At 70.3% G+C, this 13,865-nt stretch carries 15 protein-coding genes; 9 read left to right on the top strand and 6 right to left on the bottom strand.

Going from position 1 to position 13,865, the window contains the following annotated elements:
- Position 1: 1 nt before the first annotated feature.
- Together BHQ18_RS26940 and BHQ18_RS26935 are read right to left on the bottom strand one after the other, a co-directional pair.
- Positions 2 to 313, bottom strand: a complete 312-nt coding sequence (locus BHQ18_RS26940; RefSeq protein WP_069416715.1) for an STAS domain-containing protein — start codon at positions 311 to 313, stop codon at positions 2 to 4.
- Between the two features lie 201 nt (positions 314 to 514).
- Positions 515 to 2,482 (bottom strand): SpoIIE family protein phosphatase, encoded by a 1,968-nt coding sequence (locus BHQ18_RS26935; RefSeq protein ID WP_069416714.1) that lies wholly within the window; start codon positions 2,480 to 2,482, stop codon positions 515 to 517.
- Positions 2,483 to 2,636: 154 nt separating this feature from the next.
- Here BHQ18_RS26935 and BHQ18_RS26930 point away from each other — a divergent pair, with 154 nt between their 5' ends.
- The 5 genes from BHQ18_RS26930 to BHQ18_RS26910 all read left to right on the top strand — a co-directional run bounded on the left by BHQ18_RS26930 (position 2,637) and on the right by BHQ18_RS26910 (position 6,946).
- Positions 2,637 to 2,996 carry an STAS domain-containing protein gene (locus BHQ18_RS26930; RefSeq protein ID WP_069416713.1) on the top strand — a complete coding sequence of 120 codons (360 nt, stop codon included), beginning with the start codon at positions 2,637 to 2,639 and terminating at the stop codon, positions 2,994 to 2,996.
- A 106-nt stretch (positions 2,997 to 3,102) separates the two neighbouring features.
- On the top strand, positions 3,103 to 3,372 hold the full coding sequence (locus tag BHQ18_RS29355) for a hypothetical protein (RefSeq protein ID WP_084294419.1): 270 nt from the start codon (positions 3,103 to 3,105) through the stop codon (positions 3,370 to 3,372).
- Between the two features lie 31 nt (positions 3,373 to 3,403).
- Complete coding sequence (locus BHQ18_RS26920; protein WP_109789427.1) at positions 3,404 to 4,993, top strand: S53 family peptidase; 1,590 nt, start codon at positions 3,404 to 3,406, stop codon at positions 4,991 to 4,993.
- Entirely contained in the window at positions 4,990 to 6,201 is a 1,212-nt protein-coding gene (locus tag BHQ18_RS26915; protein WP_069416710.1) for a hypothetical protein, read from the top strand. Before BHQ18_RS26920 ends, BHQ18_RS26915 begins: the two co-directional genes overlap by 4 nt.
- 10 nt (positions 6,202 to 6,211) lie before the next feature.
- Entirely contained in the window at positions 6,212 to 6,946 is a 735-nt protein-coding gene (locus tag BHQ18_RS26910) for a hypothetical protein (protein ID WP_069416709.1), read from the top strand.
- A 154-nt stretch (positions 6,947 to 7,100) separates the two neighbouring features.
- On the opposite strand, the gene BHQ18_RS26905 is transcribed toward BHQ18_RS26910, so the two are convergent.
- The 3 genes from BHQ18_RS26905 to BHQ18_RS26895 all read right to left on the bottom strand — a co-directional run bounded on the left by BHQ18_RS26905 (position 7,101) and on the right by BHQ18_RS26895 (position 10,238).
- Positions 7,101 to 9,269 carry an elongation factor G-like protein EF-G2 gene (locus BHQ18_RS26905; RefSeq protein ID WP_069416708.1) on the bottom strand — a complete coding sequence of 723 codons (2,169 nt, stop codon included), beginning with the start codon at positions 9,267 to 9,269 and terminating at the stop codon, positions 7,101 to 7,103.
- Positions 9,270 to 9,363: 94 nt separating this feature from the next.
- The gene (locus BHQ18_RS26900; RefSeq protein WP_069416707.1) at positions 9,364 to 9,771 is read right to left on the bottom strand and encodes a TIGR03668 family PPOX class F420-dependent oxidoreductase; all 408 of its coding nucleotides are present in this window, start codon (positions 9,769 to 9,771) and stop codon (positions 9,364 to 9,366) included.
- Positions 9,772 to 9,779: 8 nt separating this feature from the next.
- Positions 9,780 to 10,238 carry a MarR family winged helix-turn-helix transcriptional regulator gene (locus BHQ18_RS26895; protein ID WP_069416706.1) on the bottom strand — a complete coding sequence of 153 codons (459 nt, stop codon included), beginning with the start codon at positions 10,236 to 10,238 and terminating at the stop codon, positions 9,780 to 9,782.
- A gap of 83 nt (positions 10,239 to 10,321) precedes the next feature.
- Here BHQ18_RS26895 and BHQ18_RS26890 point away from each other — a divergent pair, with 83 nt between their 5' ends.
- From BHQ18_RS26890 to BHQ18_RS26880, 3 genes are read left to right on the top strand one after another with little or no spacing between them, the layout of a single operon-like run.
- A complete protein-coding gene (locus tag BHQ18_RS26890) occupies positions 10,322 to 10,969 on the top strand; it encodes an FMN-dependent NADH-azoreductase (protein ID WP_069416705.1) in 648 nt (215 codons plus the stop codon).
- Positions 10,970 to 11,013: 44 nt separating this feature from the next.
- Positions 11,014 to 11,610 carry a TetR/AcrR family transcriptional regulator gene (locus BHQ18_RS26885; RefSeq protein ID WP_069416704.1) on the top strand — a complete coding sequence of 199 codons (597 nt, stop codon included), beginning with the start codon at positions 11,014 to 11,016 and terminating at the stop codon, positions 11,608 to 11,610.
- A 52-nt stretch (positions 11,611 to 11,662) separates the two neighbouring features.
- Positions 11,663 to 11,914: a hypothetical protein gene (locus tag BHQ18_RS26880; protein WP_069416703.1), complete on the top strand. Its 252-nt coding sequence runs from the start codon at positions 11,663 to 11,665 to the stop codon at positions 11,912 to 11,914.
- Between the two features lie 71 nt (positions 11,915 to 11,985).
- On the opposite strand, the gene BHQ18_RS26875 is transcribed toward BHQ18_RS26880, so the two are convergent.
- A complete protein-coding gene (locus tag BHQ18_RS26875) occupies positions 11,986 to 12,534 on the bottom strand; it encodes a hypothetical protein (RefSeq protein WP_069416702.1) in 549 nt (182 codons plus the stop codon).
- Between the two features lie 184 nt (positions 12,535 to 12,718).
- On the opposite strand from BHQ18_RS26875, the gene BHQ18_RS26870 reads away from it, so the two are divergent.
- Entirely contained in the window at positions 12,719 to 13,861 is a 1,143-nt protein-coding gene (locus tag BHQ18_RS26870; RefSeq protein ID WP_069416736.1) for an ABC transporter substrate-binding protein, read from the top strand.
- The last annotated feature ends 4 nt before the right edge of the window (positions 13,862 to 13,865 follow it).

The raw sequence follows: 13,865 nt of genomic DNA, 5'->3' as shown, positions 1-13,865 counted from the left end.
TTCAGTCGACGACCGTGACCGAGGCGACCTTGTCCAGGCCGGAGATCCGCAGCAGCGTCGTGATCGGCCCGTTGGCGGGCACGACGAGTTCGAGTTTGGCCACCGCCGCAGTGGAGAACAACTCCCGCAACGCGGCACTGTCGCAGTAGGTCACCGCGGTCAGGTCGACGGTGACGGCCGCGTTACCGTCGGCCGCGCGGGACAACACCGCGCTGAACTGGTCGACGTTCGCCAGGTCGATCTCACCGGCCGCAGTGACGACCGGAGATGCCTCAGCGTTTCCGGCCGTGAGCCGGAACTCGTTGACAGTCACGCCTTTCGGACCCCCACAGGCACCGAGTCGCCGCGGCAGGAGCTCTCATCAGCAGTGTCAGTCACAGCACCTCCCGATGTACTAAAGGCGCCGCCGCCCCAGTACACGCCAAACAACCCTCACCGCTGCCTCGCCTTGACAGACGCTCTTTGTCAGTGATTGTCATATCACGCGGAAGCCGTTGAGGCGGCCGGGGAGTCCTCACTTCGGGGTCTCCGGTAATTGAAATGTCATATCGACCGTCGTGCCCGCGGCAGTGCCGTCCAGATCGACATCGTCGCTGACCGCCCGCATCAGCAGCAGACCCCGGCCCCGGGTGCCCGGATCGTCGGTGGGGTCCTTCCAGGACCCGAAGTCGGTGACCCGCACCCGGATCGAGGTGCCGCGTCGTTCGGCGTGCACTTTCATGCGGCCGGGCTCCCGTCCCCGGTACGCGTGCTCGACGCTGTTGGAGCAGGCTTCGTTCACCACGAGCACCATGTCGGACGCCGACGGTTCCCGCACACCGTGGGCGATGAGCCAGGCGGTGAGCCGCCTGCGGATCTCGGTCAGCTGCGCGGCAATCGCCGGGATGTCGATGACCAGCGGCGCGGGCTCGGCCCGGTACAGCACGAGCGCGACGTCGTCGTCATAGCCGCGATCCGGGGCGAGTTTGCCCAGCACCGTGTCGGCGACCTCGTCCACCGGCAGCGCCGCGGACTCGGCGATCACGGCGGCCACCCGCTCGATCTGCGCGTCGATCGGTCGGTCGCGCCGCTCGACCAGACCGTCGGTGTAGAGCATCAGCGTCGAGCCGGCCCTCAGCGGGTGGCTGGCCCGCGGTCGCGGTTCGCGGTGCCGGACCCCCAGGGGCACCGAGACCGCCCCGGTCAACAGCTCGCAGGCGCCGTCGTCGCCGATCAGGATCGGCGGTACGTGGCCGGCGCTGCTGTATTCGACGGTGCCCGCCTCGGTGTCGACGATCGCGACGAACACCGTCGTGCAGAACGCGTCGGGGATGTGGGACGCGACCGCGTCGAGGTGCTCGAGCAGCGTCGACGTGTCCGCACCGGTCAGCAGCAACGCGCGGGTGGACGCCCGCAACTGGCCCATCACCGCTGCGGCCGCCAGCCCGCGCCCTACGCAGTCGCCGACCACGACCCCGATCCGGTGCTCGGCCACCGGCAGCACGTCGTAGAAGTCCCCGCCGATCTCGAGCGGGTGCACGGCCGGCTCGTAGCGCACCGCGAAGCCCGGCGGCAGGTCGATCGGCGCGAGCAGCGACCGCTGCAGGGTCAGCGAGGTGTCGCGCGCGTTCTCGAACTGGCGGACATGCTGCATCGCGGTGCCCAGGTGGCCGACCAGCGCGGTGATCAGGTACCGGTCCTCGTCGCTGATCACCCGCGGCCGGTGGTGCTCCAGGCACACCACGACATCGCGAGCACCCGACAGCACCGTGACGAATCCGCGGGTGGTCCCGGCGCTGGGCGCCGCGCCGACCGGTGTCACGGTCAGCGGGATCCACGAGCGGGCGTCGTCGATGGTGCGCTGCCAGTCGTCGTCGAGGTCGTCCCACTCCGACACCGCGGGTTCGCCCGCCACGTGCACCGACGGTCCGTCGCCCGGGCTCCGCGGCCAGATCACCGCCATCAGCCGTCGCGCATCCAGGGACCGGCGGCACTGCGCGAGCGTGATGGCCAGCACCTCGTCGACGCTTCGCGCGACGCTCACCGCGGTCGCCAGCCGGGCGACCGCGCGGTCGCGTTCGCCCGCGGCACGGGCCGAGGTGATGTCGCGGATCGTGCCGACGTAGAGGCCTTCGCCGAACGGTTGACCGGTGACGGCGTTGATGCTGAGCGCGACCCAGCGCCGCCGGCCGTCGCGGTGCTCGATCTCCATCTCGCCGGTCACCCGGCCGTCCTTCACCAGAGCCTCGCTGCGGCGGTGGGCCGCGTCGGCGTCGCGCACCCACGGGTGCGGCACCAGATACGGCAGATCGGTCTGCCCGTAGCCGGTGATCTGGGTGAACGCGTCGTTGACCTCGATTACGGCGCCGTGGCCGTCGGCGACGAAGAAGCCGTCCTGCAACGAATTGACCAGTGCCCCGCGGAACTCGTCGCGGTCCGCCAGGTGATCGGCCCGCGCCCGCTCCCGCTCGTAACGGTGGTACAGGTCTGCGGAGTCGGTCATCCTCGGGTCAATCGCGGTCGTCGCAGTGTCGTCCCGACCATAGTCCGCGCCCGCTGTACGGATCCTGGGAAGCGTTGATCTCTGCGATCGGCGGCCACGTATTAAGCTCGGCGCATCGCCGCCGTCAGGGGCGGCGTCGACCGGAGGACATCTGTTGTCACGTAATGATCCGATCACGACCTCGGTCTCCCAGGAGGGGAGCATCGCCGTGCTGACGGTCGGTGGCGACATCGACCTCGCCACCGTGCCGGCGTTCCAGGCCGGTATCACCGAGGCGCTGACGCAGGAACCCACAGCGCTCGTCGTCGACCTGACCGCCGTGGACTTCCTGGCCTCGGCAGGTTTGCAGGCGCTGGTCGCGACCCACGAGACCGTCAGCAAGTCCGCCCGGTTCGCGGTCGTCGCCGACGGCCCGGCCACCAGCCGACCGATCCAGCTGACCGGGCTCGACCAGGTGTTCTCGCTGTTCCCGACGCTGCCCGAGGCGCTGTCGGCGCTGCAGTCCGGTTCCTGACTCTCGGTCGCTCACCGAGCGACCCGCCGGTCATCCGGGTTACAGTTTCGACGCCGGGCTGATCTTGACCGGACCTGGCACCGATCGGGACAGATAGGACTGCAACATGAGGTCAGCTCAGTTGGGCCGCCGCGTCGGCGTGATCGCGGCCGGGACCGCCGCCGCGGCGATGGTGCTGTTCACCGCGTCGTGCTCCTCCGAGGAGGAGGCGCCGGAGGAGACCACCACGACGACCACCACGACCACGACGACGACGACTTCGGCCGCGCCGGTGGAGCCGACGGAGAAGGCGCCGCGCATCGACCCCGGCCCGAACCCGTTCTCGCCGACCGTCCACGCGCCGCCGGCGCCGACGGCGATCCCCGGCGACAACTGACCGGATCCGGAACGGACGTACGCTGGCGTCCGTGAGTGCGCGGCAGCTAGGCGTGCTGGCGCTGATCGCGGTGGGCGTGTGGGCGCTCGCCGCGGATCTGCGTCCCGATCCCGCGCGCGACGGCGGCGGTGTGATCCCCGGGCCGTACTCCTATCTGCTGGCCAGTTCGACCGACCTGGGACCGTCGCGCACCGCCGACGTCCAGGTCACGCTGGCGCTGGGCGGCCGCGACCGGCCCGACGCGCTGTTCGACTGGGCCGGCGGCCGCGACCTCGCGGTGCGCTGGCATGCGGGGCAGGACTGGGCTGTCGTCGAGGGACGGGCGCAGGACGTCGCCGACGCCTTCGACGTCGAGGTGCACGACTACCGCGGCCGCCGCGGGCAGGTGTTCTACGCCTCGCCGCAGCAGCCCGGGGTCCCCGACGGTCTGACCGGAGAGGTCCGCGACCTCGGCCGCATCCTCGGCTACCTGCCGCACCGCACGTCGCACATCTGGACGGTGCCGCTGGACGTGCCCGACCAGGGGCTCACACCGGAGGCGCTGCTCAACACCTACAACATCACCCCGCTGGCGGCGGCCGGGTACACCGGCAAGGGCACCACGATCGTGTTCTTTGCGTTCGACGGCTTCGACCAGGCCGATCTCGACACGTTCGCCGACACCTACCGGCTGCCGCGGTTCACCCCGGAGGTGGTCGGCGGGGAACTCGACGAACCGCGCGGCGAGACCACGATGGACCTGCAGGTCGCGCACGCCGTCGCCCCCGACGCCCGCAAGGTCGTCGTCAGCGCGCAGCCGACCGTCACCGGCGACGGCGCGTTCGAGAAGATCGGGCAGATGTTCGCCGAGACCGACCGGCGCTTCCCGGGCGCGGTGTGGAGCCTGTCGATCGGCTGGGGCTGCGACAAGCTGATCACCGCCGCCGACCTGGCCCCGGTGCGCGCGGCGCTGGCGGCCGCGCAGGAACGCGGCACCACCGCGTTCAACGCCAGCGGTGACCTGGCCGGGCTGGAGTGCAAGGGCGGCGACGACTGGTCCTCGCCGCCCGGTGAGGCCGACATCGGCCTGGACTCGATCGCGTCGCTGCCGGAGATGACCGATGTCGGCGGCACCACGCTGTCGACCGACGCCCAGGGCCGCTGGCTGTCCGAGCAGGCCTGGTTCGATGTGCCGCTCACCGTCGGAACCGGCGGCGGGGTCTCGGCGCTGTTCGACCGCCCGCCGTGGCAACGCGCGGTGATGACCGGCCAGCACTCCGACCGGCGGCTGACCCCCGACGTCGCCGCGGTCGCCGACCCGTTCACCGGCGTGCGGATCGTGTTCCAGCAGACGCCGCTGGTCGGCGGCGGCACCTCGCAGTCCGCGCCGATCTGGGCGGGGATGGCGGCGGTGATGAACCAGTACCTGATCGCCAACGGGGGCCGCGGGATCGGCGCGCTCAACCCGCTGCTGTACCGGATGGCCCGCGGCGCCCCGCTGCCCGCGTTCCGCGACGTCACGCTGGGCGGCAACAGTGTCGCCGACGCCACCCCGGGTTACGACCTGGTGACCGGGCTGGGTACCCCGGACGTCGACAACCTCGTTCGCAATCTTCTTGTCCTGCAGCGGGTTCCGTCATGAGCACCGAGAACCCGGGCGATGACGACGCGGTGCCCACCACCGAGTGCCGGATCTGCAAGACCGACGTCCCGGCGGGCACGTACTGCGGGCTGTGCGGATGCCACCTGACCCCGCGCAGACACGAGGGCCCGGACTGGCTGCGCGTTCGCGACTTCGGCGCCGCACCGAACGAACACCTGCTGCAGCTGTCGGTGGCCAGTTCGCTGTTCCCGCATCTGCCGCAGCGGTCCCGCGCGGCGTTCCGGATCGGCCTGGTGGTACTGCTGGCCGCGTTGGTCGCGTTCACGCTGCTACGGCTGCCCGCGGCGTTGGTGACGGTGGCGGCGCTGGGCCTGCCGCTGCTGTACCTGATCTATCTACGTGAGTCGGATGCGTTCCGCGACTTCCCGATTCGTACCATCGTGTTGACGATGGCGCTCGGTGTCGGCCTCGGCGTGGGGTGGGTGCTGCTGACCGGCGCGGTGGTGGCGCGCTCGTACGGCACGGGGCTGGGCGCCGGGATCGTCGGCACCCGTCTGCTGCGCGACGGTATCGGCATCCCGTTGGGCGGGGTGCTGCTGATGCTGCTGCCCGCGGTGGCCGTGCGGGTGTGGCGGCCGCCGTCGCGGGAATCGCTGGACGGGTTCATGGTCGGTGCGCTGGGTGCGCTGACGTTCACCGCGGCCGCGACGCTGACGCGTCTGGCCCCGCAGTTCGGCACCGGCCTGGTGAGCAGGCGGCCGATGGAGAGCCTGCTGGTCGAGGCGGGCATCCGCGGTATCGCGGTGCCGTTGACCGCCGCCGCGGCCGGCGGATTGATCGGCGCCGCACTGTGGTTCACCCGCCCGGCCAGTAAACGCGATCAGCATCCGGGCGCGGTCCGTGCGGTGCTCGTCGGCTTCGCGGTCGCGGTGCTGGTCGTATATCTGAGCCTCGGACTGATCGACGTGGCGCGCTTCCCGCAGGTGCCGATGCTGGTGCTGTATCTGCTGCTGGCCACGGTCGCGCTGTTGCTGCTGCGGATCGGTCTGCACCTGGCGCTGCTGCACGAGGCGCACGACGAGATCCTCTCCGACGAACCGCTGCTGTGCCCGCACTGCGGGCACGTGGTACCGGACATGGCGTTCTGCCCGGCGTGCGGGGTGGCGACGCGCGCGTCGTCCCGGTCGTCGCGCAAGCACCGGCGCCAGGCGCGCCCGGTGCGCGGCCGCAGACCGGACAGCCCATGAGCACGCGGTCATGAGTACAGCGACGACACCCGATTTCTTTCCCGGCTACGCGGTTCCGGCCGGCGAGTACGCCGCGGCACCACCGCCGCGCACGTCGCGCACCCGGTTGGTGCTGACCTGGATCGTCGCGATCGGGGTCATCGCGGGCGCCCTGCTCTGGATGTCGGCGAAGATCGCCAAACCGCCTGTGCGCTACATCTGCCCGCCCGACTGCGGTCGGCCGCCCACCGGAACACCGGTGGAGATCAACCCGCGCTTCACCGCCGCCGACGGTGCGTTCTCGGTGTCGTATCCGGCGCCGAGTTCGGCCTACCGCATTACCACCAGACCCAACGGGGTGACCGCCGAATTCACCGCCGGAGACGGCGGCACGCTGCAACTGTTCAGCGAACCCGCCGCCGGCCGTGCCCCGCGTGACATCGCGAAAACGTTGGTGGACAGTACTTTTCCCGACACCCGGACGGCCTACGAGATTCCCAACGCGATGGTCGGCTACCAGTCCGGCTACGGCGAGGTGGCCGACTGCTGGCCGCAGGGCGCCAACAGCAGCTACCTGCGGATGCGGGTGATCGTGATGGTCGCGGTCAAGGACGATCTCGCGCTGGTCGCCGCCGCGGTGGGGCCCTACCACCAGTTCGGCCCCGACTTCGGGTTCGGCAAGCCGTCCGGGGCGAATCTTCAGATCGCCTTGGACATGGGCAAATACGTCAACAGCTTCGCCTGGCGCGGCGACCCGCCGCGGTGAGTCAGAACAGCCAGACCCACGCCGCCACCATCGCCGTGACCGCGAGCGCTCCGGTGGTCAGGACATGAGCGAGCAGATGCGTGCGGTCGTTCATGACGACGACGCTAGGCACGCCGGCTGTGACCGGCCTGAGCGGACCCGGTGAGGTCGCTGATCAGACCGTGGCGAGCACCTTGGCCGCGGCATGCTCGGGCATCGGGTCGTAGCGGGCGAACGTCCTGGTGAACGACCCGGCACCGTGGGCGAGCGAGCGCAGATCGATTGCGTAGCGGGTCAGTTCGACCTGCGGGATGTCCGCCCGGACCAGGGTGCGGTCGTCGCTGACCTTGTCGGTGCCCAGCACCCGTCCACGCCTGCCCGCCAGGTCACCCATCACCGCGCCGACGAAGTCGTCGGGAATCAACACCGTCACCTCGTCGACGGGTTCGAGGAGGCTGATCCGGGTCGCTGCGGCGGCTTCACGCAGGGCCAGCGCGCCGGCCATCTGGAAGGCGAAGTCCGACGAGTCGACGCTGTGCGCCTTGCCGTCGAACAGCGTGACCCGGATGTCGACGACCGGATAGCCGCTGCCGCTCACCCCGGACAGCCCCTTGTCCATCTGTGCCCGCACCCCCTTCTCGACGCTGGGGATGAACTGGCGCGGCACCGCGCCGCCGACGACCTTGTCGACGAACTCGAAACCCGTGCCCTGGGGCAGCGGTTCGACCTCGATGTCGCAGACGGCGTACTGGCCGTGCCCGCCGGACTGCTTGACGTGGCGGCCGTGGCCTTTAGCCTTGCCCGCGAACGTCTCTCGTAGCGGCACCCGCAGTTCGACGGTGTCGACGGCGACGCCGAAGCGGCGGGCCAGCGCCTCGAGGAGCACACCGGCGTGCGCCTCGCCCATCGTCCAGAGCACGACCTGGTGGGTCTCCGGGTTCTGCTCGATGCGCAGCGTCGGGTCCTCCGCGGCCAGCCGGCCGAGCCCGACCGCCAGCTTGTCCTCGTCGGTCTTGGCGCGCGGCTGCACGGCGATCGGCAGCAGCGGTTCGGGCATGCTCCAGGGTTTGAGGACCAGCGGATCGGCCTTGTCGGACAGCGTGTCACCGGTCTCGGCGCGGCTGAGGCGACCGATCGCGGCGATGTCGCCGGCGATCACGGCGGCCGCGGGCCGTTGCTGTTTGCCGAGTGGGAAGCTCAGGGTCCCCACGCGCTCGTCCTCGTCGTGGTCCTCGTGGCCCGGTCCCGATGAGCCCGCGCCGAAGAACGACGAGAAGTGGCCCGACACATGCAAAGTGGTGTCGGAGGTGATGGTGCCGGAGAACACCCGCACCAGGCTGAGCCGCCCGACGTAGGGGTCTGACGTCGTCTTGACCACCTCGGCCAGCAGCGGGGCGGCCGGATCGCAGGGCAACGTCTCGCGCGCCTTGCCCTGCGGGGTGAACACCTCGGGCAGCGGATGTTCGGGCGGAGAGGGGAAACCGGCGGTGATGATCTCGAGCAGTTCCAGGGTGCCGACCCCGGTGCTGCTGCAGGCCGGGATGACCGGAAAGAACGACGCCCGCGCGACGGCCTTCTCGAGGTCGTCGATCAGCACGGACTCGTCGATCTGTTCGCCGCCGAGATAGCGCTCCATCAGCGTCTCGTCCTCGGACTCCTCGATGACGCCTTCGATCAGCGCGCTGCGGTGCTCGGCGATCGCGTCGGCGTAGGACGCCTCGGGTTCGTGGGCGGCCACGCGGGTGCCGTCGCGGTACTCGTAGTGCGTCTGCGACAGCAGCCCGATCAGCCCGGTGCACGGCATGTTCGCAGGCAGATACAGCGGCAGCACCTTGTCGCCGAACGCCCGCTGTGCCTCGGCGAGCGCGTTGTCGTAGTTGGCCCGGGAGTGGTCGAGTTTGGTGATCACCACCGCGCGCGGCATGCCGACCTGCGCGCACTCCTGCCACAGCGATTTGGTGGGTTCGTCGATGGCCTCGTTGGCGGCGACGACGAACAGCGCGCAGTCGGCGGCGCGCAGACCCGCCCGCAGTTCACCGACGAAGTCGGCGTAACCGGGGGTGTCGATCAGGTTGACCTTGGTGTCGGAGTGGGCCAGGGAGGCCAACGCCAGGCCCACCGAGCGCTGCTGGGCGATCTCGGCCTCGTCGCAGTCGCACACCGTGGTGCCGTCGATCACCGAACCCGCTCTGGTGAGCACGCCGGCGGCCACCAGCAGCGCCTCGATCAGTGTGGTCTTGCCGCCACCCGACGGGCCGACCAGGGCCACGTTGCGGATGGCGGCCGGACTGTCCGCGGTGGGGGCGGCTCCGGCGCCCTGGGCATGTGTCGTCTTGTCGGCCATGACGTTCCCCTTCCACGGCGGCCGCCCAGCCGCCGCAGTGTGTGTGCAACACCTTGCTCCTCGGCGGCACACAGCACAAGGGATTGGCGAAATCTCAGGCCTGCCAGGACGCCCATCGGGTGACCGCGACGGTGACCACCGGCCCGTCGAGCGCGAGCCGCTCGTACTGCGGGTACTTGCGCCGCAGCAGGGTGTAACCGGTCGCCAATTCTTCACCGCTGGTGTGGATTTCGGCGTTACCGTCGGCGCGCACCCACCACAGCCGGGACCAGTCGTCCTCGTAGTGGTCGACCAGCAGGCTCACCTGCGGGTTGGCTTCGATGTTGACCAACCGGCGCAGGCGCCGAGTGGTTTTTCGCTTGGCGTCGACGGCCGTGTAGACCACGCCGTCGTGCACCGCGAACACCACCGGGACCAGGTGCGGCGCACCCTGGGGTCCGACCGTCGACAACCGCGCGATCGGCGCCTCGGCGAATGCGGTCGTCGCGTCGAAACCGGCCATCGCCGAACCTACTTCGCCCCGTCGAGGTAGCAGGCCGAGCTGCTGAGGGACTCGGTGTAGGGGGCCGACGTCGCCCGCGACAGCAGTTTGTACAGCTGGGCCTGTTCGTCGGCGTCGAGTGCGGCCAGCACGCGTTGCTCGACGCCGCTGAGGGACTCCTCGAGTTCGGTGAGCCGACGCGCGCCGGCGGGGGTGAGGGACACGGTGTGGCGGCGGCGGTCCTGCGGGACGCGTCGGCGCTCGATCAGCCCGTCGGCCTCGAGTTCGTTGAGCAGCGCCACGACGTTGGTCGGGTCGACGCCCAGCGTGGTGGACAGGTCGGACTGGCTCTGCTCGCCGAGTTCGCGCAGCAGGGTCAGCGCGATGACGTGGCGGGCCCGCAACCCGAACTGTGCCAGCGCGACGTCGCCCTCGGTCTGCATCCGTCGCGCCAGGAAGACCAGCAGCGGGGCGGACAACTCGGGCATCTGTCCAGGCTACGGGAATAACCCCGACGGTCATGGATGTATTAATAGTTTGTACAATACTAATCGTCTATAAAGGACTAACAATGGCTCATCTGCTCCACATCGACTCGTCGGTCCGCGGATCCCAGTCGGTCAGCCGGCGCCTGACCGCCCGCGCCGCCGAACGCTGGCGGGCGACCCATCCCGGGGGCACGGTGACCTACCGCGACCTGGGCGCCGATCCCGTCCCGCATCTCATCCCGTCGACCGGCACCGCCCGCAAGATCCCCGCCGACCAGCGCACCGCCGCGCAGCTGGCGTCGGTCGAGCTCAGCGCGTCGTTGATCGACGAGGTCAAGCGCGCCGACGTGCTGCTACTGGGCCTGCCGCTGTACAACTTCAGCGCGCCGAGCAGCGTGCACGCGTGGGTCGACCACCTGGTCGCGGTCGGGCTCTCGATCGACGCTCAGACCGGCGAGGGGCTGCTCGGCGACACCGAGTTCGTCGTGCTCACCAGCCGCGGCGGCGGCTACGGACCGGGCACCCCGCGTGAGGGCTGGGACCACGCGATCGCCTGGTTGCCGCACGCGGTGTCGATGACAGGGCTGCGGCCGCGGTTCATCACCGCCGAGCTCACGATGGCCGACGCCAACCCGGCGATGGCCGATCTGCGCGGGCTGGCCGCCGAGAGCCTGCGCCGGGCGCATGCCGAGATCGACGGGCTGTGGGCCGCCGACGAGAACGCGGCCTGACCCGTTTGCCGCCAGCGGGCGCAACGGTCGTCGATAGTGGTCTCATGCCCACGCGCCCCGGCCGCCCACGCAGCGAGCAGTCGCGGCTGTCGGTGCTGCGCGCGGCGTCGGAGTTGTTGCGAGAGGTCGGCTTACGCGCGATGACAACCGAGGAGATCGCCGGCCGGAGCGGGGTCAGCAAGGCGACGATCTACAAGTGGTGGCCGAACAAGTACGCGGTGGCCATCGAGGCGTTCCTCGGCCAGATCATGGCCGAGGCGCCCGATCCCGACACCGGTTCGGCGCGCGAGGACATTCTCGGCGTGCTTCGCGGGCTGGCGCACTTCTACGACGGCGAGAGTGGTCGGGTGTTCGCGCAACTGGTCGGGGAGGGCCAGTCCGACCCGGCGGTGGCCGCCGAGTTGCAGACGCATCTGGTCGCCCCGCGCCGCGCGTTGATGCGCAGGGTGTGGGAGCGGGGGGTGGCGCGTGGGGAGCTGCGCGCTGACATCGACGCCGACGTCGCGGTCGATCTGCTGCTCAGCCCGCTGCTGTACCGGTTGCTGCTCGGGCACGCAGCCGTCGGCGATGTGGACCACGTCGTCGCCGCCGCGATGGGGGGGCTGAGGCGTACGCTTGAAACTGAACGTGAAGTTCAGTAATTGCGAGACGCCGTCCACCGCGGACCCGCCCCGCGTGACCGAAGGAAACGGCATGAAGACACGTCTGATCGCGACATTGGCCATGGCAGCCACGGCCGCCGCCGTCGGGTTCGCCCCGACCGCGGTCGCCGCACCGACCGGGTGTTCCTACACCGGCGGTGCCACCACCTGCGTGAGTCCGGGCAACGCCCAGGTCACCGCCCAACCCGGCCTGGCAGCCAGCGATGCGGCCCAACTGCAGACCCCGTTCTACGGGGTGCCGTTCGGGGTGATCCTGCACCACAAGATCGGCCGGCACCGCTGACATTGCGCCGAGTGTGAAACCGCTGCGAAAAAACGGCCGCGAAATCGCAACCACTTCACACTCGGCGCCACCTAGCGCTGGTCCGGCCGCTGCGGCGCGACGCTGATCGGCGAGCGGGTCACCGGCGTACGCGTCACGCCGATCTCGGGCTGCTCACGGGTGGTCCGCGTCGACGGAGTGCGCGGCCGGTTCGTCTGCGCCGGCGCCGGAGCCGGGGCGGCCGACGTCTCGGCGGGCGGCGGGGGAGGCGGCGGCGGGGGAGGCTCGGGCCGCGACGAACTCGGCGGCGGCGCGGAACTCTGCGCGGTCGGGGACACCGTGGTGACCTCATCGACCGCGGTGCCCGACGGCCGGTCGAACACCAGCAACACACCGGAGACGACGATCGCAATTGCGGCCAGCGAGATCGCGGCCAGCAGGGTCGCGGTCTTGCGGGTGCGGTACCACGGCGGCGGCGCCGGCTCGAAATACCAGGTGTCCGAGTCGAACGCGTCGAAGGAGCGGTAGTCCGCGCCGATCTCGGGGACCTCGCCGGAAGCGGCGGGCAGCGCCGCACCGCTTTGCTCGCCCTCGTCATCGAACAGGTAGTCGAAGTCCCCCGAGGCTTCGCGTTCCGCCACACAGGAATGTTAACGCCGGTACCTGCGCAAATGCTCGGGCGGGGAAACTGCGGCGAAGCCGCGCGGCCGCGACGCCGTCGCGATAGGGTTTCGAGCGCCTCGCATGGATTCATTCACCGCGGCGACCGGCGGCCGTCACCACGGCGCCATCCTGCCGCCTCCTGACCATCGGAAGGTTTCGGCCATGAAACTCAGCGCACGCACACGACAACTCGCCGCCACGGGCGCCGCGGCGGTTCTGCTGCTCGGCGGCTCGGTGGCCTGCGCGCCCCCGGAGAAGGAGAGCGGCGGCGCCGAGACGCAGTCCGGGGTCAAGGCCGCCGAGGCCACCTCGGCCGAGGACTTCGGCGGGATCGACGGCCTGGTGGAAGCCGCCAAAGCCGAGGGCGAGCTCAATGTGATTGCGCTGCCGCCGGATTGGGCGAACTACGGCGCGATCATCAAGGCGTTCTCCGACAAGTACGGCATCAAGGTGAATTCCGCGCAGCCCGACGCGTCCAGCCAGGACGAGATCAACGCCGCCAACCAGCAGAAGGGCAAGAGCACCGCACCCGACGTGTTCGACCTCGGCCAGTCGGTGGCGTTGGCGAACACCGCGATGTTCGCGCCGTACAAGGTCACCACCTTCGACGACATCCCGGCCGCGTTCAAGGACGCCGACGGCACCTGGGTCAACGACTACGGCGGCTACATGTCGATCGGCTTCGATTCGGCGAAAGTGCCCGAGGTCACCAGCGTCGACGATCTGCTCAAGCCCGAGTACCGCGGGTCGGTCGCGCTCAACGGCGACCCGACCCAGGCCGGCGCCGCGTTCTCCGGCGTGCTGATGGTCGCTCTGTCCCAAGGCGGTTCGGTCGACGACATCGCGCCCGGAGTCGAGTTCTTCCGCAAACTCGCCGACGCAGGCAACTTCCTGCCCGTCGACCCCACCCCGGCCACCATCGAATCGGGTCAGACCCCGGTGGTGATCGACTGGAACTACACCAACGCCGCCGAGACCAAGAAGCTGCCGTCGTGGAAGGTGCTCGTGCCGCCGGACCACGCGGTGGCGGGCTACTACTACCAGGCCATCAACAAGGACGCGCCGCATCCGGCCGCCGCCCGGCTGTGGCAGGAGTTCCTCTACAGCGACGAGGGTCAGAACCTGTTCGCGCTCGGGGGAGTTCGGCCGGTACGGGCCGACAACATGGCCGCCGACGGAACCCTCGACGAGGCCGCGACCGCGTCGGTGCCGGTGATCGACGGACCGGTGACCGTGCCGACGCCCGAGCAGACCGAGGCGGCCACCAAGTACCTGGCCGAGCACTGGGCCGCGGCGATCGGCTGACCGC

This window comes from Mycolicibacterium flavescens (assembly GCF_001722335.1).
GTDB classification, from domain to species: Bacteria; Actinomycetota; Actinomycetes; order Mycobacteriales; family Mycobacteriaceae; genus Mycobacterium; species Mycobacterium flavescens.
This window is presented reverse-complemented; position numbering and strand designations above follow the sequence as displayed.